Origin of the sequence: Streptomyces mirabilis (assembly GCF_039503195.1) — a bacterium.
Taxonomy (GTDB): Bacteria; Actinomycetota; Actinomycetes; order Streptomycetales; family Streptomycetaceae; genus Streptomyces; species Streptomyces mirabilis_D.
In genome coordinates this window covers 3,040,744-3,059,660 of record NZ_JBCJKP010000001.1, presented here as the reverse complement: position 1 = coordinate 3,059,660, position 18,917 = coordinate 3,040,744, and the positions used below count along the sequence as shown (strand labels likewise).

Here is an 18,917-nt window from a genome sequence, read left to right as displayed (position 1 = left end):
CCGTTCTGGGTACATGAGTTCCATTCCGCAGGGGGTGCGTCGATGACGGAGAACACCGGCACGCGGTCCGGTGCCGCCCTCGTGGGCGAGTCCGCCGACGAACCGATGGTGCGGGTGGAGAACCTGCACCACTCGTACGGCACGGGCGCGGTGGCCGTGCACGCGCTGCGTGGCGCCTCCTTCGAGCTGCGGCGCGGTGAACTCGTCGCCCTCAAGGGCCGGTCGGGCTCCGGCAAGACGACCCTGCTCCATCTGATCGGCGGCCTCGACCGCCCGGACCGCGGCCGCGTCCTCATCGACGGCACCGACCTGTCCGCACTCGGTGAGAACGAGCTGCTGGAACTGCGCCGCGACCGCATCGGCTACATCTTCCAGTCCTTCGGACTCATCCCCATCCTCACCGCGGCCGAGAACGTGGGAGTGCCGCTGCGGCTGCGCAGAGCCGACCCCCGCGAACGTGAGGAGCGCGTGGCCCTGCTGCTCGCCCTCGTGGGGCTCGCCGACCACGAGGCCCAGCGCCCGGCGGAGCTCTCCGGCGGGCAGCAGCAGCGGGTGTCCATCGCCCGCGCCCTCGCCAACCACCCGGCCCTGCTGCTCGCCGACGAGCCGACCGGACAGCTGGACGCGCAGACCGGCCTGGCGGTGATGGAGCTGCTGCGGGCGGTGGTCGCCAGTGAGGGCGTCACGGCCCTGGTCGCCACGCACGACCCCCAACTCCTGGGCCTGGCCGACCGCGTACTCGAACTGAGCGACGGCGAGGTCGTCGAGCACTGACGGCGCCCGACCGACCGGGCGCAGACACGGCGGAGGGGCCGCGGCACGTGGGTGAGGGGCTAAGGCACCTTGTACGTCTCCCCGTACACCTTCCACTCCAGCGGCGTGCGCAGGTCCAGGTTCCCGTCGTACAGGAACAACCGCTGGGCCGTGTCGATGCGGGTCGTGTCGCGGTGGGCGCTCTCGGCCTTCATCGCCGCGCGACGGACGTCGAGGAAGAGGTCGAGGTAGGTCTTCTCGGAGCCGCCCTCGGCCGGGGTGTCGGCCTGGGCCATGGCACGGGTGCGCAGGTCGTAGAAGCCGCCCGCGCCGGTGCCGGGCCCGTGCATGACCATGGCGTCGTAGTAGATGAACTGGCCCAGCGTGCCGAGGCCGTCGAGTTTGGCGCGGCGCACCGCGGGGTCGAAGTAGACGCGGTCCCGCTCGGCGTCCTGCGCCCTGCGGAAGGCGGCCACCGAGGCTTCCTTGCGCCAGGCCGCCACGAATCCCGGGCCGAGACCCTCGTGCGAGTCCGTCCCGTCGACCTTGCGCAGGGCGGGGAGGTAGCGGGCGAGGCCGTTGCCCGGGTGGTCCTTCGTGTAGCCCTCGACCAGGACGAGCAGATCGTGGGTGCCGGTGCAGAAGCCGATGAGACCCGCCGTGTACCCCTGGCCGTCGCCGATGTCCTCGATGTAGGCGTACGCGCTGCGCCAGTCGAGCGTGGAGTTCTCCGCGCTCGCCACGAGCTTCTGGGCCAGCTCCTTCTTGTCCGGGGCGGCGAGGCCCGCGCCCGCCGGTCGCTCGGCGTCCTGGCGGGCCCGCGCGCGCCCGGCGGCCCCCCTCGCGTCCGTGAGTCCCGGGGCGAGGAAGCAGACCGCCACCGCGACCAGGGGGAGGACCGCGAGCAGGAGGAGCCGAGCACGTTTCATGGGCTCAGCCTAGGGAGCGCTCAGACCGCTCCGCTCGTCAGCTCGGACACCTTTCCGACGGCCGTGATCACCAGCAGCGCCAACAGCGCGGCGCACACGGCCGCTTGGACGAGCGCACGGCGGCGGTCCCGGGGCGCGTACGCGTAGGCGAGCGTGACCACCCCACCCGCCAGCAGTCCGCCGAGGTGGCCCTGCCAGGAGGTGAGTCCCGCCGAGATGAGCAGCCACAGGAGCAGGCCCGCCATGAAACGGTTGACGGCGCTCATGTCGGCGCCGAGCCGGCGGGCCATGACGTAGTAGGCGGCCCCCAGCCCGAAGATGGCACCCGACGCACCGAGCGTGGGCGTGGAGGGCGCGATCACCAGCACGAGGACCGAGCCGCCGAGGGCCGAGAGCAGGTAGAGCGTGACGAAGCGGATCCGGCCCAGCTGGGCCTCCACCACCCGGCCCAGGTTCCACAGCGAGACCATGTTCATCACGATGTGCAGAATCCCGGACGTGCCCTCGGTGGGCGGCAGATGGAGGAACGCGCCGGTCAGCATCCGGTACCACTCCCCGTCGACCACGCCCTCCGGGTGGAAGTCGGAGGGGTACTGGGCCTGCCAGAGGTAGTGCCCGCCGTCGGGCCCCGTCAGCGCCGCGCCCAGCATCTCGAACCGGTCCACGATCGCCGGGCGCACCACCTCGCCCACATAGGCCAGCACGTTGAGCGCGATCAGGACGTACGTCACCACGGGCACGGTCGAGATACGGCCGCCGAACGCCGTGCGGGCCTGCCGGATCGTCCTGGCGCCCTCCTTCACGCACTCCACGCACTGGTGACCGACGGCCGCCTCACGCATGCAGTCCGGGCAGATGTAGCGGTCGCACCGTGTGCAGCGCACATGGGACTCCACCTTGGGGTGGCGATGACAGGTGGTGACGGCGGATTCGGTGGACTCGGCGGATTCAGTGGATTCGGATTCCACGACCGGCTCCTCGCGGGTACGGAGATCAGGGGGACGATGAGCCGGTGGGGTCGGCGGCGAACAAAATAGCGAACGCCCATGTGGGAGGGGGAGGGCAGGGGCTGCCGGTGCCGTAATCTCGGCGTTTCCGCAACACTCGTGCGATGGGAGCCCCGCATGGCCGGAATCAGCCTCACCAAGGTGGAGGAGGCCGCGCCCGCGCTGGTCAGTCTGTACAAGAGCGCCGGTGTCTCCCTCACCAAGCACGGGCTGAGCGGACAGCGGGCCGCGGTGTACCTGGTCGTCGACTACTCCGGGTCGATGAAGCCGTACTACAAGGACGGCAGTGTGCAGGCGCTGGCCGACCGGGTGCTCGGCCTGTCGGCGCACCTCGACGACGACGGCACCGTCCCCGTCGTCTTCTTCTCCACGGACATCGACGTGGTCACGGACATCGCGCTCGACAACCATCAGGGCCGGGTGGAGAAGATCGTGGCCGGGCTCGGTCACATGGGGAAGACCAGTTACCACCTGGCCATGGACGCGGTCATCGACCACTACCTCGACAGCGGCTCCACGGACCCCGCCCTGGTCGTCTTCCAGACCGACGGCGGCCCCATCAACAAGCTCGCCGCCGAGAGGTACTTGTGCAAGGCGGCGAAGCTTCCGCTGTTCTGGCAGTTCATAGGGTTCGGTGACCCGGACAGCAAGCAGTTCGAGTTCCTGCGCAAACTTGACGAGCTGCCGGTGCCGCAGAAGCGGGTCGTCGACAACGCCGGTTTCTTCCACGCGGGTTCGCAGCCTCGGAAGGTCTCCGACGCCGAGCTGTACGACCGGATCGTGGGCGACTTCCCCCAGTGGCTGACGGCCGCGCGCGAGCGGGGGATCGTCCGGTGACCGTGCGTGTCCTGCCGGCGGCCGGGCGGGTGGCCGTGCCGTGGAAGAACGGTGGCGGGGTGACGCGCGAGATCGTCGCCCGGCCCGAGGGCGCGGACATGGGGGACTTCGAGTGGCGGGTGAGTCTGGCCGACGTCGGCTCCGACGGGCCGTTCTCGGCGTTCGCCGACGTGGACCGGATCCTCACCATGGTCGAGGGGGCGGGGATGGACCTGACGGTCGGCGGTGAACGGCGCCGGGTCGCCACGCGGTTCGTCCCGCAGCGCTTCCCCGGCGACCTGCCGACCGGCTGCCGCCTCCTCGGGGGGCCGGTCGTCAATCTCAACGTCATGTGGCACCGGGGCGCCGCGACGCCCACCGTCACGGTCGCCGCTCCCGGGCGGCCCCTCGCCCTCCCGGCGGGTCCGGCCGTCCTGATCGTCGCCCTCGACGGCGCGGCCGAGGCGGCCGGGGTGACCCTCGGGCGCCACGACGCGGTGCTCCTGACCGACGAGAAGACAACACTCCACGCAACCGCCCACACCGCCGTGATCACCCTCCCCCCGGCTGCCTGAGCCACCGCCCGGGTCTCGCCCCCGCCGCCCCTACCCATTCCCGTCCCCTGGGGGCTGCGCCCCCAGACCCCCGCATCGGCCTGAACGGCCTCGTCCTCAAACGCCGGACGGGCTGAGGCTCTCAGGGGCGCGGGGAACTGCGCGATCGGCCCCCGCCCGCCCGCAGGTCGAGAGCCCACCCGGGGGCCTGGGGGCCGAGCCCCCAGGGATGGGACGGGTAGGGGCGGCGGGGGCGAGAGACAGGTGGGGAGTGACGCGCCGTTGGCTTCGGGGAGGTGTCGTGCCACCCTGGTGGGCCGAGGGGGTGACCCATGGGCGCGGGAGAGATCAACTCCGGTCGGGGGCAAGGAACTTCACGTGCGGGGCGAAGGGACGAGACGCCAGGGGGCGAGCGGCTGGCGGACTGGGCCGACGGACGCCTCGGCCTCTACGCGCTGGCCAAGGCCAACATGCGCAAGGTCTTCCCGGACCACTGGTCCTTCATGCTCGGCGAGGTCTGCCTCTACAGCTTCCTGATCCTGATCCTGACCGGCGTCTACCTCACGCTCTTCTTCGAGCCGAGCGCCTCCGAGGTCGTCTACCACGGCCCGTACGAACCGCTCAACGGCATCCTCATGACCCGCGCCTACGAGTCCACCCTCCACATCAGCTTCGAGGTGCGCGGCGGACTCCTGGTCCGGCAGATCCACCACTGGGCGGCGATCGTCTTCCTCGCCGGGATGCTCGTGCACATGATGCGCGTCTTCTTCACCGGCGCGTTCCGCAAGCCCCGCGAGGTCAACTGGCTGTTCGGCTGGACCCTGCTGATGCTCGGCCTGATCACCGGCCTGACCGGCTACTCGCTCCCCGACGACCTGCTCTCCGGCACCGGCGTCCGCTTCGCCCAGGGCGCGATCCTGTCGGTCCCGATCGTGGGAACGTACCTCTCCTTCTTCCTCTTCGGAGGCGAGTTCCCGGGCCACGACATCATTCCGCGCTTCTTCCCGATCCACGTCCTCCTGCTGCCGGGCATCATGCTGGGCCTGGTGGTCGCCCATCTCATCCTGGTCTTCTACCACAAGCACACGCAGTACCCGGGGCCCGGACGCGACCAGAAGTCCGTCGTCGGGATGCCGTTCATGCCGGTGTACATGGCCAAGGCGGGCGGGTTCTTCTTCCTCGTCTTCGGGGTGCTGTCGCTGATGGGGGCGATCGCGACCGTCAACCCCGTCTGGGCCTTCGGCCCCTACCGGCCGGACCTGGTGACGACCGGCGCGCAGCCCGACTGGTACCTCGGCTTCTCCGAGGGGCTCATCCGGGTGATGCCGGGATGGGAGATCAACGCGTGGGGCCACACCCTCCAACTGGGTGTGTTCATCCCCTTCTCCCTCTTCCCGCTGATCATGACCGCCATCGCGGTCTACCCGTTCATCGAGGCGTGGATCACCGGGGACAGACGGGAACACCACATCCTGGACCGGCCGCGCAACGTCCCCACCCGCACCGGGCTCGGTGTCGCCTGGCTGACGCTGTACGGAGTGCTCCTGGTCGGCGGTGGCAACGACCTGTGGGCCACCCACTTCCACCTCTCCATCAACGCCATCACCTGGTTCGTACGGATCTCCTTCTTCGTCGCCCCGGCCCTCGCCTTCGTCGTCACGCGCCGGATCTGCATGGGACTCCAGCGACGGGACCGCGACAAGGTGCTGCACGGAAGGGAGTCCGGCGTCATCCGGATGCTTCCGCACGGCGAGTACGTCGAGGTGCACGAACCGCTCACACCGGCGCAGCGGTTCACGCTCACCCAGCACGAGCAGCCCCCGCCGTACGAGGTGGGACCGCTCGTGGACGCCAACGGCGTCACCCGCCGGGTCGGCCCCGGCCGCAGGCTGCGCGCCCGGCTCGCCCGCGCCATGTACGGGCCCGACACCCAGATCCCGAAGCCGACGCCGGAGGAGTACCGGGAGCTCACCGGCGGCGAGCACCACCACTGAGCACCTCGGCCCGGCACTCGGCCGGGGTGCCCCACGCGGTACGCAGGGCACGGGCCTTGGCCAGCCACAGGGACAGGTCGTACTCCGCGGTGTAGCCGATCGCGCCGTGCAACTGGAGCGCCGTGCGCGCGGTGGCGTACGCGGCCTCGCAGGCCGTGACCTTGGCCGCGGCCACGTCGGCGGGCGCCATCGTCAGGGCCGCGCCGAACAGCAGCGGCCGCGCGAACTCCAGGGCGATCTTCGCGTCGGCGAGGCGATGCTTCACCGCCTGGAACGAACCGACGGGGACGCCGAACTGGGTGCGCTGTCTGACGTACGCGACGGTCCGGTCGAGGAGTGCGAGACCGACGCCGAGCGCCTGGGCGGCGGTGGCGAGCCGGGCCCAGACGAGGGCATGGGCGACGGGAGGGGCGGTGGAAAGCAGTTCACCGCCGGGTGCGAGGGGGGTGAGGCGGCGGGCGGGGTCCAGGGAGGCGCGTACCGGGCCGTGGCCGGGGGCCAGCCGTAGTCCGCCGGCGGCCAGGGCGAGCCGGGTGGTCGCCGCGTCGCCGTCCAGCGCGTACGCCCCGTCGAGGGCCAGCGTCGCCGACGCCTCGCCCGAGGCCAGCGAAGGGAGCAGCCGCCCGGCGGGCAGGGGGTCCGCCAGCCCGGCCAGCAGGGCGGCCGCCGCGACCGTCTCCACCAGCGGGCCGGGCACCGCGTGCCGTCCCAACTCGACGAAGCCCACGGCCAGTTCCACCGGATGCGGGCCCATCCCCTCGTACGCCTCCGGCACCGCGAGCGCGAACACGCCGACCTTGGCGATACGGGACCACAGCGCACGGCCGCCGCCGTGGTCGCCGCGGCTCCAGTCCCGTACGACCGACGGGGTGTCCGCGGCCGTCAGCATCGCGTCCAGCGAGTCGGCGAACGCCCGCTGCTGCGGGTCGAGGAGGAAGCGCATCAGCGGCGGCCCTTCGGGAGGCCGAGCAGGCGCTCGGCGATGATGTCGCGCTGGATCTCGTTGGTGCCGGCGTAGATCGGACCGGCGAGCGAGAAGACGTACCCCTCGGACCAGTCCGTGTCCGCCGACTCGCCGTCCGGGCCGAGGAGGTCGAGGGCCGTCTCGTGCAGCGCGATGTCGTACTCGGACCAGAAGACCTTGTTCAGGCTGGCCTCCGGGCCCACGGCCGCGCCGTCGAGGAAGCGGGAGGCGTTGGCGTAGGTGAAGAGCTGGTAGGCGCGGGCGCCGATCACCGCGTCGGCCACCCGGTCGCGCAGCGCCGTGTCCGAGGGGTCGGCGCGGCTGCGCCACAGGGCCTCCAGCCGGTCCGCGGCGGCGAGGAAGCGGCCCGGTGAACGCAGCGTCAGCCCCCGTTCGTTGCCCGCCGTCGACATGGCGACCCGCCAGCCCCCGCCCGGCTCGCCGATCACGTCCTCGTCCGGGACGAAGACCTCGTCGAGAAAGACCTCGGCGAAGGCCGGTCTGCCGTCCAGGCGGCCGATGGGGCGCACGGTGACCCCGGGCGCGCGCAGGTCGAACATCAGATAGGTCAGGCCCTGATGGGGCCTCGATGTGCCCGGCTCACTGCGGAAGAGACCGAACGCGCGGTCGGCGAAGGCGGCCCGCGACGACCAGGTCTTCTGCCCGCTCAGCAGCCAGCCCCCGTCCGTACGCACCGCGCGCGAGGTGAGCGAGGCCAGGTCGGATCCCGCCTCCGGCTCGGACCACGCCTGCGCCCAGACGACCTCCCCGCTGGCCATGGAGGGCAGGATCCGGGCGCGCTGTCGTTCCGTGCCGTGGTCGAAGAGGGTGGGCGCCAGGAGGTTGATGCCGTTCTGGCCGACCCGGCCCGGCGCGCCCGCCGCGTAGTACTCCTCCTCGAACACCAGCCAGCGCACGATGCCCGCGTCCCGGCCGCCGTACACCCGCGGCCAGGACACCACCGACCAGCGGTCCGCGGCGAGTTCGGCCTCCCACACGCGGTGCGCCGCGAAGCCCTCCTCGGTCTCCAGGGACGGGAGGGGCGTCCGTGGCACATGGGCGGCGAGCCAGGTCCGGGCCTCGGCGCGGAAGGCCTCGTCGGCGGGGGAGAGGGTCAGATCCATCGGCAGCACCTTCCCTAACAAGTGTTTGGTAGGTTAGCGTGGACGTATGAGCGACGTCGAGAGTCCGGTGTACGTCAGCGGGCACGGGCTGCTGACCGGGCGCACCGCCGTCATCACCGCCGCCGCGGGCGCGGGCATCGGCGGGGCGACGGCGCGCAGGTTCCTGGAGGAGGGGGCGCGGGTGGTCATCAGTGACGCCCATGTCCGCCGCCTCAAGGAGAGCGAAGAGGCCCTCGCCGCGGAGTTCGGCGCGGCGAACGTCGCCTCGCTGCCGTGCGACGTGACGGACGAGCAGCAGGTGGAAGCGCTCTTCGCGCTGGCGGGAGAGCTCCACGACGGCCTGGACATCGTCGTCAACAACGCCGGCCTCGGCGGCACTTGTGCCCTCGTCGACATGACCGACGAGCAGTGGTCGAGAGTGCTGGACGTGACACTGAACGGCACGTTCCGGTGCACCCGGGCCGCCCTGCGCCGTTTCCGGGACCAGGGCGGCGGCGGAGTCGTCGTCAACAACGCCTCCGTCGTCGGCTGGCGCGCCCAGGCCGGTCAGGCGCACTACGCCGCCGCCAAGGCGGGCGTCATGGCGCTCACCCGGTGCGCGGCCGTCGAGGCCGCCGAGTACGGGGTGCGCGTCAACGCGGTGTCACCGAGTCTCGCCATGCACCCGCACCTGGTGAAGGTGACCACGCCCGAGCTCCTGGAGGAACTGACGGGCCGCGAGGCCTTCGGCCGCCACGCGCAGCCCTGGGAGGTGGCCAACGTGATGGTGTTCCTGGCGTCCGGCTACTCCTCGTACATGACCGGCGAAGTCGTCTCCGTCAGCAGCCAACATGCGTAGGGCGTCGTCGGCCGGCACCCCTGGGACCACAATGGAGCCGTGCCTACCAAGAAGAAGCCCCAGGTGACCGCAACCCCCGAGCGGCGCCGCGAACTCCTCGACACCGCCGCCGAGGTCTTCGCCGAGCAGGGCTACAACGCCACCACCGTACGCAAGATCGCGGACGAGGCCGGGATGCTCGCGGGCAGCCTCTACTACCACTTCGACTCCAAGGAATCGATGCTGGAGGAGATCCTGCGGACCTTCCTCGACGAGCTCTGGGAGGGCTACGACGCCGTCCTGGACGCCGAACTCGGCCCGCGCCGGACGCTGGAGGCCCTGGTCACCGAGTCGTTCCGGGAGATAGACCGGCACCGTGCCGCCGTCGCCATCTACCAGAAGGAGTCCCGGCACCTCGCCGCCCAGCAGCGCTTCGCCTTCCTCGCCGACTCGCAGCGCAACTTCGAGAAGGCGTGGCTGAGCACGCTGGAGCGCGGCGTGGCCGCCGAGGTCTTCCGGGCCGACCTCGACATCCGGCTCACCTACCGCTTCGTGCGCGACACCGTGTGGGTCGCCGCGTCCTGGTACCGGCCCGGCGGACAGCACAGCCCCGAGGAGATCGCCCGGCAGTACCTGTCGATGGTGCTGGACGGCATCTCCGTACGCGAATAGCCCTGCGATACCCCATGTCTGCGAGGGAGTTGTCATGGCCGAGGCCTACATCGTCGAAGCGGTCCGTACGCCCGTCGGGCGGCGCGGGGGAGGCCTGAGCGGTGTCCACCCGGCCGACCTCGGCGCGCACGTCCTCAAGGCGCTGGTCGAGCGCTCCGGAGTGGACCCGGCCGCCGTGGAGGACGTCGTCTTCGGCTGTCTGGACACCGTGGGGCCTCAGGCCGGGGACATCGCCCGCACCTGCTGGCTGGCGGCCGGACTCCCCGAGGAGGTGCCGGGCGTCACCGTCGACCGGCAGTGCGGCTCCTCCCAGCAGGCCGTGCACTTCGCCGCCCAGGGCGTCCTGTCCGGCACCCAGGACCTGGTGGTCGCGGGCGGAGTGCAGAACATGAGCCAGATCCCCATCGCCTTCGCCTCCCGCCAGGCCGCCGAACCCCTCGGCCTCACCGAAGGCCCCTTCGCGGGCAGCGAGGGCTGGCGGGCGCGCTACGGCGACCTGCCCGTCAACCAGTTCGCCGGCGCCGAGATGATCGCCGCCAAGTGGGGCATCAGCCGTCGCGACCAGGAGGAGTTCGCCCTCCGTTCGCACCGGCGGGCGATCCGCGCCATCGACGAGGGCCGCTTCGCCCGCGAGACCGTGGCCTACGGCGAGGTCACCGCCGACGAGGGCCCGCGCCGGGACACCTCACTGGAGAAGATGGCGGGCCTGAAGCCGGTCGTCGAGGGCGGCACCATCACCGCCGCCTGCTCCTCCCAGGTCTCCGACGGCGCCGCCGCGATGCTGCTCGCCTCCGAGCGGGCGGTACGGGAGCACGGGCTGACCCCGCGCGCCCGCGTCCACCACCTCTCCGTACGCGGCGAGGACCCCATCCGCATGCTGTCCGCGCCCATCCCGGCCACCGCGTACGCCCTGAAGAAGACCGGCATGTCCCTCGACGCCATCGACCTCGTCGAGATCAACGAAGCCTTCGCCCCGGTCGTCCTCGCCTGGCTCAAGGAGACCGGCGCCGACCCGGAGAAGGTCAACGTCAACGGCGGCGCCATCGCCCTGGGGCATCCGTTGGGGGCGACGGGCGTGAAGCTGATGACGACGCTCCTGCACGAACTGGAGCGCGCCGGCGGCCGTTTCGGCCTCCAGACGATGTGCGAGGGCGGCGGCCAGGCGAACGTGACGATCATCGAACTGCTCTGAGGCCCGGGCGGGCGTCAGCGGCCGAGCGAGAAGCCCAGCAGTACGCCCGCGTGGACCTCGACCATGCCGGGTGCCAGGTCGCCCTCCGAGCTTTCGCCGCCACCGCCGTGTCCCCGGGGACCGCGCATTTCCCACGACTCGGCGTCCACGTCCTGGATGTGCAGCACCGTGCCCAGCGGGACGCCCGCCGCCTCCGCGTACACCTCCGCCTTGCGGCGGGCCGCGTCCACCGCCCGGCGCCGGGCCTCGTCGCGCAGCGCGGGCTTGTCGCGTACGTCGAAGACGACGTCGTCGACCCGGTTCGCGCCCGCGTCGACCGCGTCGACGATGAGCCGCTGCAGGTCGTCGATCGTCTCGATCTCGATGACGTACGAGGCCTGGCAGCGGTAGCCGAGGAACGTGCGGCCGGTTCCGTAGCCGTCGTACTCGGACTGGAACGACAGCTTGGATCCGGAGACCGACGCGTCCGGTATCCCGTGTCCGCGCAGTGTCTCGCGCAGGCGGGACACCGCCGAGCCCGCCTCCTGGAACGCCTTGTCGGGCGACGGCTCCAGCACGTCGACCGCCAACTTCACCCACACCAGCTGAGGTTCCGCCCGCACGCTTCCCGCACCGAACACACTGAGGCCCCACGGCTCATCCATGGTCTGAGTCATCCGGGCATGGAAGCACCCACGACCGCCAGGGCACCGAGAGTTTCCCGGGCTTCCGCCATCACCCGGTCGACCAGTTCCTTGCACGACGGCAGGTCCTCGATCAGCCCCGCGACCTGTCCCGAGGCCATCACCCCCAGGTCCGTGCGCCCGTCCACCATCGACGACTTCAGGAGCATCGGTGTGTTCGCGGCGAGCAGTACCTGGCTCCAGGTCAGCTCCTTGCCGTGCTTCATGGCGAGACCGTCGCGAACCATCCGCGACCAGGAGAGCCCGGACAGCCTCCGGAACCCGGCGGCCCGGCGGACGGCCTGTGCGAGGGCCCTCGCGCGGCCGGACCTCTCCAAGGAGTCGACGAAGTCCGTACGCAGCATGCGATGGGGGAGGCCGTCCACGGCCGTCGTGACCGTGACGTCCCTGACCGTCGCCGCCAGGTACATCGCCTTCACCGCGGCCGGGACCGTCGAGTCCGAGGTGAGCAGGAAACGGGTGCCCATGGCGATGCCCGCCGCCCCGTACGCCAGCGCCGCGACCAGTCCCCGCCCGTCGTGGAAACCGCCCGCCGCGACCACCGGGATGTCCACCGCGTCCACCACCTGCGGCAGCAGCACCGTCGTCGCGACCTCGCCGGTGTGGCCGCCGCCCTCGCCGCCCTGCACGATCACCGCGTCCGCGCCCCAGGCGGCCACCTTCTCGGCGTGCCGGCGCGCACCGACGGAGGGGACGACGACCACGCCCGCCTCCTTCAGCTCGGCGATCAGCTCGCGGGAGGGCGCGAGGGCGAAGGACGCGACCCGTACCCCCTCGTCGACGATGATCCGTACCCGCTCGCCCGCGTCCCCGGCGTCGGCGCGCAGATTCACCCCGAACGGCGCGTCCGTACGGGACCTGACCTCGCGTATGGCCTCTCTCAGATGGTCGAGGGTCATCGTCGCGGAGGCCAGGATGCCCAGCGCCCCCGCGTTCGCCGCCGCCGACACCAGGCGGGGGCCCGCGACCCAGCCCATACCGGTCTGCACGACGGGGTGACGGACACCGACGAGGCGGGTGAGCGCGGTCTCCATCAGCTCCTGACCTCTCGATCCCGGGCGCCGCCCGGATCGATGACCTCGCGGATCAGTCTCAGTTCCTCGGGCGTCGGTTCACGGGTGCGGGGCACCTCGTCGGGCACCGACAGCTCAAAGCCCGTCGCCTCCCGCACCTGCTCCACGGTGACGCCCGGGTGCAGTGAGGCGAGCCGCATCGAGTGGTCGGACGTGGCGAAGTCGAAGACACCGAGGTCGCTCACCACGCGCGGGATGCGATGAAAACGGGTGGCGCTCGGGCCCGCGGCGGCGGCACGGTCGTACCCCACCCCGCACACCATGTCGACCCGCTCGACGAAGACGCGCGGCGAGTGCCTGGGGACCCAGTAACTGGTCGGGTTGTTCAGGGTGTTGACCGGCGCGCCGCGCACGCCGAGCAGCTGGCGCGTGGGCCTGGACCAGTCCCCGACGCAGGAGATGTTCTGGTTGCCGAAGCGGTCGAGCTGGCTCGCGCCCATCATCACGTGCCGACGTCCGCCGGTGACCATGGCCAGGTGCCGCCGGTACGGCAGCCAGCCCTCCGGAGTGCCGTCGAGGCCGACGAGCATCGCCTCGCCGTCGGTCAGCAGCAGATCGGGGGAGAAGGTGCGCTGGGCGAGACGGGCGCCGATGGAGGGGATGGGGCCCATGGGGCTGGCGAGGACCTCGCCGTTGTCCCGCCAGGCCTCGGCGCAGGCGATCACGCAGTACTCGGCGCGGGTGACCGCGGCTGCGGGGGCGCCGGGGGCGGGAGTGGACGCGGGGCTCATCGCTGCTCCTTGTGCCAGGCCCGTACGGCGGACTGGTAGGCCTGCTCGTCGCCGGCGAGGAAGCGCGCGGCGAACTCGGCGTACGGCGTGGTGGCGTAGAGCTCCTGGAAGGGCTCGTCGCGTCCGTGGTCGGGGGCGCAGGACGTGAAGTGCGCGCCGTTCGGAGTCTCGACCACGCCCGTCACGCTCGACCGCTTCAGCAGCAGCGTCTGCGGGGCGGCCTCCTTGGTGAGCTCCGCCGTGTCGACCACGCGCTCGCACGAGACGTACGCGGCGTCGGCCGCCTCGCAGAACAGGTCGTCGAAGTACGGGTCCGGGCCCAGATACTGGCCGTTGCCCAGGCGGTCGGCGCGGTTCATGTGCACCAGGGCCGCGTCCAGGCGCAGGGCGGGCATGGCGACGAGCTCCTCCCGTACCCCCGAGGAGGCATCGGCGTACGGCGAAGTGACCGTCCGCAGGCCGGGGTTGACCCGCATCACGTCCGAGCCGAGCCCGGCCCGGACGGGGAGGAAGGGCAGGCGGTTCGCGGCGGCGTGCAGGCCCCACATGAACATCGCCTCGTCGACCTCCGTCAGCTCGAACGCCCCGCGCTCGCGCGCCGCCCGGTAGTGCGGTTCGAGCGGGATCGAGTCGAGGGTGGTGAAGGCGGTGACGAGCCTGTGGATCCGGCCCGCGGCGGCGAGCAGGCCGACGTCCGGGCCGCCGTACGACACCACGGTGAGATCGGTGATCTTGGTGCGGAGCAGTGCTCTCACCAGGGCCATCGGCTTGCGGCGCGAGCCCCAGCCGCCGATGCCGAGAGTCATCCCGCTGTGGAGCCGGGAGACCACCTCGTCGGTGGTCATCGTCTTGTCGCTCACCTGTCGACCTCCTCCTTTCCGAAGGTGTCGCGGACACGGTCGGCGACCCCGCCGAGGTTCGCCTCGAAGGTGAAGCCCTGCTCGAATCGGTAGCTGCGGCGCACGTCCACGGGGTCGATGCCGTTGAGCGCGGCCTTCGCGAGCCGGATCAGCTCGCCGTCCTTGGCGGCGATCTCACGCGCCAGCTCCAGCGCGGCGCCCAGGAGTTCCCCGCGCGGCACGACCCGCCACACCGAGCCGTGCGCGTGCAGCTCGGCTGCGGTCGCCGTGCGCGAGGTGTAGTACAGCGCGCGCACCAGGTGGCCCGGGACCAGGCGGGCCAGATGCGTGGCCGCGCCGAGGGCGCCGCGGTCCAGCTCGGGCAGGCCGAACGTGGCGTCCTCGCTCGCCACGATCGCGTCCGCGTTCCCCACCAGCCCGATCCCGCCGCCCAGACAGAAGCCGTGCACCGCCGCGACGACGGGGACCTCGCACTCGTAGACCGCGGCGAAGGCCTCGAAACAGCCGCGGTTCGCCCCTATGAGTGCGCGATGGCCCCCACTGTCCCTGGTCTCGCGCTGCATCTCCTTGATGTCCACGCCCGCGTTGAAACCGCGCCCCTCGGCCGTCAGCACGACGCACCGGACGCCGGGGTCGCGGCCCGCCGCGCGCAGGGCGTCGGCCAGGTCGAACCAGCCGCGCACCGGCAGCGCGTTCACCGGCGGGAAGTCGACCGTGACGACGGAAATCCCCTTTTCCGGGGACGAGGTGGAGACACCCATGGACGCATCAGCTACCTTTCCACCTCAGGACCATTCCACCAAACGTTTGTTAGGCGCACTCTCGAAGCTAGCAGTGAATGCATCCGGGCGGGAGGCCCTGTGGACAACCTGGATCTCGGGGGCAGGACCGTCGTCGTCACGGGCGGCACCCGTGGGGTGGGGGCCGGGATCGCCCGGGCGTTCGTCGAGGCGGGCGCGGACGTGGTGGTCTGCGCCCGCAGACCCCCCGACGTACCGCTGGAGGGCACGGAGTTCGTGTCCGTGGACCTCCGCGACCCGGCCGCCGTGCACGCTTTCTTCGCCGCGCTGCCCCGGCTCGACGTGCTGGTCAACAACGCGGGCGGCGCGCCCTACCGGCCACTGACGGAGGCGGACGCCGGGCGCCACGCGCGGGTGATCGAGCTGAACCTCGTCGCGCCGCTGACCGCCTCGCTCGCCGCGTACGAGCACCTCAGGCGGGCCCGGGGATCGATCGTGATGATCGGCAGCGTGAGCGGGGCGCGGCCGTCGCCCGGGTCGGCGGCCTACGGGGCGGCCAAGGCGGGCCTGGAGAACCTGGCCCGTTCGATGGCCGTCGAGTGGGCTCCCGACGTCCGGGTCAACACCCTCGTCGTCGGCATGGTCCGCACCGAACTCTCCCATCTGCACTACGGCGGCGAGGACGGCATCGCGGCCGTCTCCCGCACCGTCCCGCTGGGCCGCCTCGCCGACCCGTCCGACATCGGCGGGGCCGCCGTCTTCCTCGCCTCGGACGCGGCGAGGTACGTCAGCGGGGCCTCGCTGCTCGTCCACGGCGGCGGCGAGCGGCCCGCCTTCCTGGACGCGGCGACCGCCAACAAGCCCGGCACGTCCGGACAGGCCCCAGGAGGACTGAGATGAGTGGACCGCTGCTGTGCGAGGGGCGGGTCGTGATCGTCACGGGCGCCGGGCGCGGACTCGGCCGCGCGCACGCGCTCGCGTACGCCGCCGAGGGGGCGCGGATCGTCGTGAACGACCTCGGGGTGGGCCTCGACGGCACGCCCGGCCCGGACAGCCCGGCCGCGCGGGTCGTCGAGGAGATCCGGGCGGCGGGCGGACGGGCGGTGGCCCACAGCGGCGACATCGCCACCACCGAGGGCGCCGCCTCCCTCGTACGCACCGCGCTGGAGACGTACGGACGCCTGGACACCCTCGTCAACAACGCGGGGTTCCTGCGCGACCGGATGCTCGTCAACCTCGACGAGGACGACTGGGACGCCGTGCTGCGCGTCCACCTCAAGGGCCACTTCCTGCCGCTGAAGCACGCGGCGGCGCACTGGCGGACGGAGGCGAAGGACGGTCGCACGCCCCGGGCCAGGGTCGTCAACACCAGCAGCGGGGCGGGTCTGTTGGGTTCGGTCGGACAGGGCAACTACAGTGCCGCCAAGGCCGGGATCATCGGCCTGACCCTGGTCGCCGCGGCCGAACTGGGCCGCTACGGAGTCCAGGTCAACGCGATCGCCCCCGCGGCCCGCACCCGGATGACCGAACGCACCTTCGCGGACACCATGGCGGCCCCCGACGCCGATTCCTTCGACGCGATGGCCCCCGAGAACGTCTCCCCCCTCGTCGTCTGGCTCGGCGCGAGCGCGAGCACCGGAGTCACCGGCCGCGTCTTCGAGACCGAGGGCGGCCGCATCACGGTCATGGAGGGCTGGCGGCCGGGCCCCACCGCGGACAAGGGCGCCCGCTGGACCCCGTCCGAGGCCGGCGACACGGCCCTGAAGCTGTTGGCGGAGGCGGAGGTTCCGGGGGCGGTGTACGGGGCGGGGTAGGGGGCGCCTCCATCCGTGCGGACGATCCCGGAGGACGTATCCCTGTGGGCGCGTGGTTCAAGGACCGGACGGGCCGGGGAGTCCAGCCGTGCCAGCGCGGTCGCCGCCCGGTCGCGGATCACGGGGTCGGTCGCGCCGGTGAGGACGCGCAGGATCGGCAGGCCGTGGGGGTTGCCCAGGCGGCCCAGTACGTCCGCGCCGAAGGCCTGGCGCAGGGGGTCGGGGGCGGCGCACCACTCGACCGCCGCCCGGAACGTCTCCTCGTCGCCGCGCAGGCCCAGCGCCGTCGCCGCCTCGGTCCAGTCGTCGTTGCCGGGATCGGCGGGACGCAGGGCGCGGGCGGCCAGTTCGGCGGCGGGCGCGGTGATGCCGAGGGCGGATTCGAGGAGGGTCGCTATCGCGGCGTGGCCCGTCTGCTGGTCGTTGCTCGCGACGGGATTCCCGGCCGGGTCGAGGAGTTGGACCTCCACGGTGGTGCCACCGTCCTCCGGGTAGCGGTGGGTGACGGAGGGACGGCCCGGGCCCCAGGTCTCCTCCAGGCCCGCGCGCACCTCGGTCTCCCCATCGGCGGTCAGCCGGCGGTGGGCCTCGGCGAGCGCCGCCGACCGCGCCCGCGCTCCGTGCCGCAGGAGGGCGCGTACACAGCCGGGCGAGCCCCGGCGGGCGGCCGCGACGAGCGGGGGCTCACCGGTCGGGCCCGGACGGTCGGGGTCCGCGCCCGCCGCGAGGAGCTCCCTCACCACCGCGACCCGCCCCAGCCGCACCGCCCACGTCAGCGCCGTGAACCCGAACTCCTCCACCGTGTCCGGCGCGGCCCCGGCCGCCAGCAGGGCGCGTACGACCTCCGTGTGCCCACCGCACGCCGCCCCGCACAGCGGCGCGTCCGTGCCCTGGCTGAGCCGGTCGGGCGCGGCGCCGGCCACCAGCAGCAGTCGTGCGACGCCGGGCCGGTCGCTCACCGCCGCGAGATACAGCGCCGTCTGACCGTCCTCGTCCACCGCGTCCGGGCTCACACCGGAGCGCAGCAGCCGTACCACCGCGTCCTCGTCACCCTCGTGCACAGCCGTGAAGAGGTGTGCCGCGGGGTCGTTCGTGCTCATCCTTCGACCCTCGCTCGCGAAGGACGCGAGAGGCAAAGTCTTTGGGGGTGTTGTGTCTCACCTCCCCCCACACGCCGCCCGCGTGCGTCGCATGTCCTACGTGTCGCACTCCAGCACCGTCCTGCACAGCGTGCAGCGCGCCCGTACCCGGCCCCGGACCGGCACGCGGATCCGCTGGTGGCAGGTCGGGCAGGGGAAGGAGACGCGCAGGGGTCCGCGGCTGTCGGGGCTGAACGCGTAGGGGACACCCGGGTGCGGGCCCGCTGCGTGGTGGTCCTGGGCGTGCCGCCGGTCCTTCGCGTAGCGGCGGCGGCCCGCCCAGCCGGCCGCGGTCAGCGGGGGCTGCTGCTCGTCACGGCGCGCCTGCGCCATGCCTCGCGTGTACGCCGTGTACGCCTGCGGGCTGGTGAACCAGATCGAGGGGTCCTCGTCGAAGACCAGGGCACGTTTGGCGAGGACGTAGCCGAACTCCTCCGGGGTGAGGTAGCCGAGTTTCTGTGAGGAGTCGGCGTCCTCCCGGTAGGCGTCGAGAAGCAGCCAGCCCGCGCCGAGGTAGGTCGCCGCGGTGTCCGTGAGGATCTCGTTGTCGCGCGTGCCGGGGAAGTAGAGGTCGAGGCGGTGCAGATAGACGTGCATCACCTCGTGGGCGAGGGCCGCGCCGATGTCCCGGCGATGGGAGCGGAAGCGGTCGTTCAGCTCGACGAAGTACTCGGGGCCCGCAGTGAGTTCGACGTTGGCCGCCTGGGTCATCTCGCGGAAGCCGATGATCAGCCGGGCGTCCGGGAGGTGGTAGTGGTGCACCATCTCGCGGGCCACGCGCTGCGCGCCCAGATGCAGGTCGTCGATGTCGCCGAAGGCCACGTCGGCAGGGGCCACGCTGGTCGCGAAGGTGTGGATGGTGTCGTACGAGAGCCGCTTGTAGAGCGCGGTGATCGATGCCCGCACCGTGTCCAGATGCGGGAAGCCGTGCTCGACGGGTCCGCCGTTCGCCACGTCCGTACCCCCTGAAGACGCCGGGCCTCCTGCATTCCACTCTAAGCGCCGTTCCGGTGGGCGGCGGGGCGCGGCTGGCCGAAATGGGGTCCTTGTCGGAG

Annotated in this window: 19 protein-coding genes and 1 pseudogene; 9 read left to right on the top strand and 11 right to left on the bottom strand. The window is 72.1% G+C overall.

From position 1 onward, the window contains the following. Nucleotides 1-42: 42 nt before the first annotated feature. The gene (locus AAFF41_RS14530) at nucleotides 43-774 is read left to right on the top strand and encodes an ABC transporter ATP-binding protein (protein ID WP_343324052.1); all 732 of its coding nucleotides are present in this window, start codon (nucleotides 43-45) and stop codon (nucleotides 772-774) included. 59 nt (nucleotides 775-833) lie between these two features. Here AAFF41_RS14530 and AAFF41_RS14525 read toward each other — a convergent pair whose 3' ends face one another. Together AAFF41_RS14525 and AAFF41_RS14520 are read right to left on the bottom strand one after the other, a co-directional pair. Continuing rightward, the gene (locus tag AAFF41_RS14525) at nucleotides 834-1,682 is read right to left on the bottom strand and encodes a chitosanase (RefSeq protein ID WP_319748312.1); all 849 of its coding nucleotides are present in this window, start codon (nucleotides 1,680-1,682) and stop codon (nucleotides 834-836) included. Nucleotides 1,683-1,702: 20 nt separating this feature from the next. Next, nucleotides 1,703-2,650 carry a rhomboid family intramembrane serine protease gene (locus AAFF41_RS14520; protein ID WP_343324051.1) on the bottom strand — a complete coding sequence of 316 codons (948 nt, stop codon included), beginning with the start codon at nucleotides 2,648-2,650 and terminating at the stop codon, nucleotides 1,703-1,705. A 156-nt stretch (nucleotides 2,651-2,806) separates the two neighbouring features. On the opposite strand from AAFF41_RS14520, the gene AAFF41_RS14515 reads away from it, so the two are divergent. The 3 genes from AAFF41_RS14515 to qcrB all read left to right on the top strand — a co-directional run bounded on the left by AAFF41_RS14515 (nucleotide 2,807) and on the right by qcrB (nucleotide 6,053). Beyond that, nucleotides 2,807-3,526: a vWA domain-containing protein gene (locus AAFF41_RS14515; RefSeq protein ID WP_319748310.1), complete on the top strand. Its 720-nt coding sequence runs from the start codon at nucleotides 2,807-2,809 to the stop codon at nucleotides 3,524-3,526. Continuing rightward, nucleotides 3,523-4,080, top strand: coding sequence for a HutD/Ves family protein (locus tag AAFF41_RS14510; protein ID WP_319748309.1), 558 nt, complete (start codon nucleotides 3,523-3,525; stop codon nucleotides 4,078-4,080). The genes AAFF41_RS14515 and AAFF41_RS14510 overlap by 4 nt, the downstream gene beginning before the upstream one ends. 311 nt (nucleotides 4,081-4,391) lie before the next feature. Next, complete coding sequence (gene qcrB / locus AAFF41_RS14505; RefSeq protein ID WP_319748308.1) at nucleotides 4,392-6,053, top strand: cytochrome bc1 complex cytochrome b subunit; 1,662 nt, start codon at nucleotides 4,392-4,394, stop codon at nucleotides 6,051-6,053. On the opposite strand, the gene AAFF41_RS14500 is transcribed toward qcrB, so the two are convergent. Together AAFF41_RS14500 and AAFF41_RS14495 are read right to left on the bottom strand one after the other, a co-directional pair. Further along, nucleotides 6,028-6,996 carry an acyl-CoA dehydrogenase family protein gene (locus AAFF41_RS14500; RefSeq protein ID WP_319748307.1) on the bottom strand — a complete coding sequence of 323 codons (969 nt, stop codon included), beginning with the start codon at nucleotides 6,994-6,996 and terminating at the stop codon, nucleotides 6,028-6,030. The two genes, qcrB and AAFF41_RS14500, sit on opposite strands and share 26 nt — an antisense overlap. Further along, a complete protein-coding gene (locus AAFF41_RS14495; protein ID WP_319748306.1) occupies nucleotides 6,996-8,141 on the bottom strand; it encodes an acyl-CoA dehydrogenase family protein in 1,146 nt (381 codons plus the stop codon). Before AAFF41_RS14495 ends, AAFF41_RS14500 begins: the two co-directional genes overlap by 1 nt. A gap of 46 nt (nucleotides 8,142-8,187) precedes the next feature. Between AAFF41_RS14495 and AAFF41_RS14490 the strand changes: the two genes are divergently transcribed. Genes AAFF41_RS14490 through AAFF41_RS14480 form a run of 3 tightly spaced genes read left to right on the top strand, consistent with a single transcriptional unit; the run spans nucleotide 8,188 to nucleotide 10,822 of the window. Continuing rightward, nucleotides 8,188-8,979 carry an SDR family oxidoreductase gene (locus AAFF41_RS14490; RefSeq protein WP_343324050.1) on the top strand — a complete coding sequence of 264 codons (792 nt, stop codon included), beginning with the start codon at nucleotides 8,188-8,190 and terminating at the stop codon, nucleotides 8,977-8,979. A 39-nt stretch (nucleotides 8,980-9,018) separates the two neighbouring features. Then, nucleotides 9,019-9,630: a TetR/AcrR family transcriptional regulator gene (locus AAFF41_RS14485; protein ID WP_097284263.1), complete on the top strand. Its 612-nt coding sequence runs from the start codon at nucleotides 9,019-9,021 to the stop codon at nucleotides 9,628-9,630. A gap of 34 nt (nucleotides 9,631-9,664) precedes the next feature. Further along, nucleotides 9,665-10,822 carry an acetyl-CoA C-acetyltransferase gene (locus AAFF41_RS14480; RefSeq protein ID WP_319748304.1) on the top strand — a complete coding sequence of 386 codons (1,158 nt, stop codon included), beginning with the start codon at nucleotides 9,665-9,667 and terminating at the stop codon, nucleotides 10,820-10,822. A gap of 14 nt (nucleotides 10,823-10,836) precedes the next feature. Here AAFF41_RS14480 and AAFF41_RS14475 read toward each other — a convergent pair whose 3' ends face one another. From AAFF41_RS14475 to AAFF41_RS14455, 5 genes are read right to left on the bottom strand one after another with little or no spacing between them, the layout of a single operon-like run. After that, nucleotides 10,837-11,478 (bottom strand): SIMPL domain-containing protein, encoded by a 642-nt coding sequence (locus AAFF41_RS14475; protein WP_343324049.1) that lies wholly within the window; start codon nucleotides 11,476-11,478, stop codon nucleotides 10,837-10,839. After that, complete coding sequence (locus AAFF41_RS14470) at nucleotides 11,475-12,539, bottom strand: NAD(P)H-dependent flavin oxidoreductase (RefSeq protein WP_343324048.1); 1,065 nt, start codon at nucleotides 12,537-12,539, stop codon at nucleotides 11,475-11,477. The genes AAFF41_RS14475 and AAFF41_RS14470 overlap by 4 nt, the downstream gene beginning before the upstream one ends. Continuing rightward, the gene (locus tag AAFF41_RS14465) at nucleotides 12,539-13,309 is read right to left on the bottom strand and encodes a CoA-transferase subunit beta (RefSeq protein ID WP_319748301.1); all 771 of its coding nucleotides are present in this window, start codon (nucleotides 13,307-13,309) and stop codon (nucleotides 12,539-12,541) included. The genes AAFF41_RS14470 and AAFF41_RS14465 overlap by 1 nt, the downstream gene beginning before the upstream one ends. Continuing rightward, a complete protein-coding gene (locus tag AAFF41_RS14460; protein WP_319748300.1) occupies nucleotides 13,306-14,169 on the bottom strand; it encodes a CoA transferase subunit A in 864 nt (287 codons plus the stop codon). Before AAFF41_RS14460 ends, AAFF41_RS14465 begins: the two co-directional genes overlap by 4 nt. Then, a complete protein-coding gene (locus AAFF41_RS14455) occupies nucleotides 14,166-14,930 on the bottom strand; it encodes an enoyl-CoA hydratase family protein (RefSeq protein ID WP_319748299.1) in 765 nt (254 codons plus the stop codon). Before AAFF41_RS14455 ends, AAFF41_RS14460 begins: the two co-directional genes overlap by 4 nt. 108 nt (nucleotides 14,931-15,038) lie before the next feature. Between AAFF41_RS14455 and AAFF41_RS14450 the strand changes: the two genes are divergently transcribed. Then, on the top strand, nucleotides 15,039-15,809 hold the full coding sequence (locus AAFF41_RS14450) for an SDR family oxidoreductase (protein ID WP_343326290.1): 771 nt from the start codon (nucleotides 15,039-15,041) through the stop codon (nucleotides 15,807-15,809). Next, nucleotides 15,806-16,723, top strand: a complete 918-nt coding sequence (locus AAFF41_RS14445; RefSeq protein WP_343324047.1) for an SDR family oxidoreductase — start codon at nucleotides 15,806-15,808, stop codon at nucleotides 16,721-16,723. Before AAFF41_RS14450 ends, AAFF41_RS14445 begins: the two co-directional genes overlap by 4 nt. A 41-nt stretch (nucleotides 16,724-16,764) precedes the next feature. Here the strand turns inward: AAFF41_RS14445 and AAFF41_RS14440 are convergent. Together AAFF41_RS14440 and AAFF41_RS14435 are read right to left on the bottom strand one after the other, a co-directional pair. Then, nucleotides 16,765-17,823, bottom strand: a pseudogene (locus AAFF41_RS14440) (ankyrin repeat domain-containing protein); the annotation flags it as partial. Between the two features lie 96 nt (nucleotides 17,824-17,919). Further along, entirely contained in the window at nucleotides 17,920-18,816 is an 897-nt protein-coding gene (locus AAFF41_RS14435; RefSeq protein ID WP_319748296.1) for a hypothetical protein, read from the bottom strand. Nucleotides 18,817-18,917: the final 101 nt, after the last annotated feature.

Coding starts and splice junctions, on each gene's coding strand:
- AAFF41_RS14525 (WP_319748312.1), bottom strand. CDS start 1,682: ATGAAACGTGCTCGGCTCCTCCTGCTCGCGGTCCTCCCCCTGGTCGCG.
- AAFF41_RS14515 (WP_319748310.1), top strand. CDS start 2,807: ATGGCCGGAATCAGCCTCACCAAGGTGGAGGAGGCCGCGCCCGCGCTG.
- AAFF41_RS14470 (WP_343324048.1), bottom strand. CDS start 12,539: ATGGAGACCGCGCTCACCCGCCTCGTCGGTGTCCGTCACCCCGTCGTG.
- AAFF41_RS14500 (WP_319748307.1), bottom strand. CDS start 6,996: ATGCGCTTCCTCCTCGACCCGCAGCAGCGGGCGTTCGCCGACTCGCTG.
- qcrB (WP_319748308.1), top strand. CDS start 4,392: ATGGGCGCGGGAGAGATCAACTCCGGTCGGGGGCAAGGAACTTCACGT.
- AAFF41_RS14530 (WP_343324052.1), top strand. CDS start 43: ATGACGGAGAACACCGGCACGCGGTCCGGTGCCGCCCTCGTGGGCGAG.
- AAFF41_RS14445 (WP_343324047.1), top strand. CDS start 15,806: ATGAGTGGACCGCTGCTGTGCGAGGGGCGGGTCGTGATCGTCACGGGC.
- AAFF41_RS14495 (WP_319748306.1), bottom strand. CDS start 8,141: ATGGATCTGACCCTCTCCCCCGCCGACGAGGCCTTCCGCGCCGAGGCC.
- AAFF41_RS14455 (WP_319748299.1), bottom strand. CDS start 14,930: ATGGGTGTCTCCACCTCGTCCCCGGAAAAGGGGATTTCCGTCGTCACG.
- AAFF41_RS14480 (WP_319748304.1), top strand. CDS start 9,665: ATGGCCGAGGCCTACATCGTCGAAGCGGTCCGTACGCCCGTCGGGCGG.
- AAFF41_RS14465 (WP_319748301.1), bottom strand. CDS start 13,309: ATGAGCCCCGCGTCCACTCCCGCCCCCGGCGCCCCCGCAGCCGCGGTC.
- AAFF41_RS14475 (WP_343324049.1), bottom strand. CDS start 11,478: ATGACTCAGACCATGGATGAGCCGTGGGGCCTCAGTGTGTTCGGTGCG.
- AAFF41_RS14490 (WP_343324050.1), top strand. CDS start 8,188: ATGAGCGACGTCGAGAGTCCGGTGTACGTCAGCGGGCACGGGCTGCTG.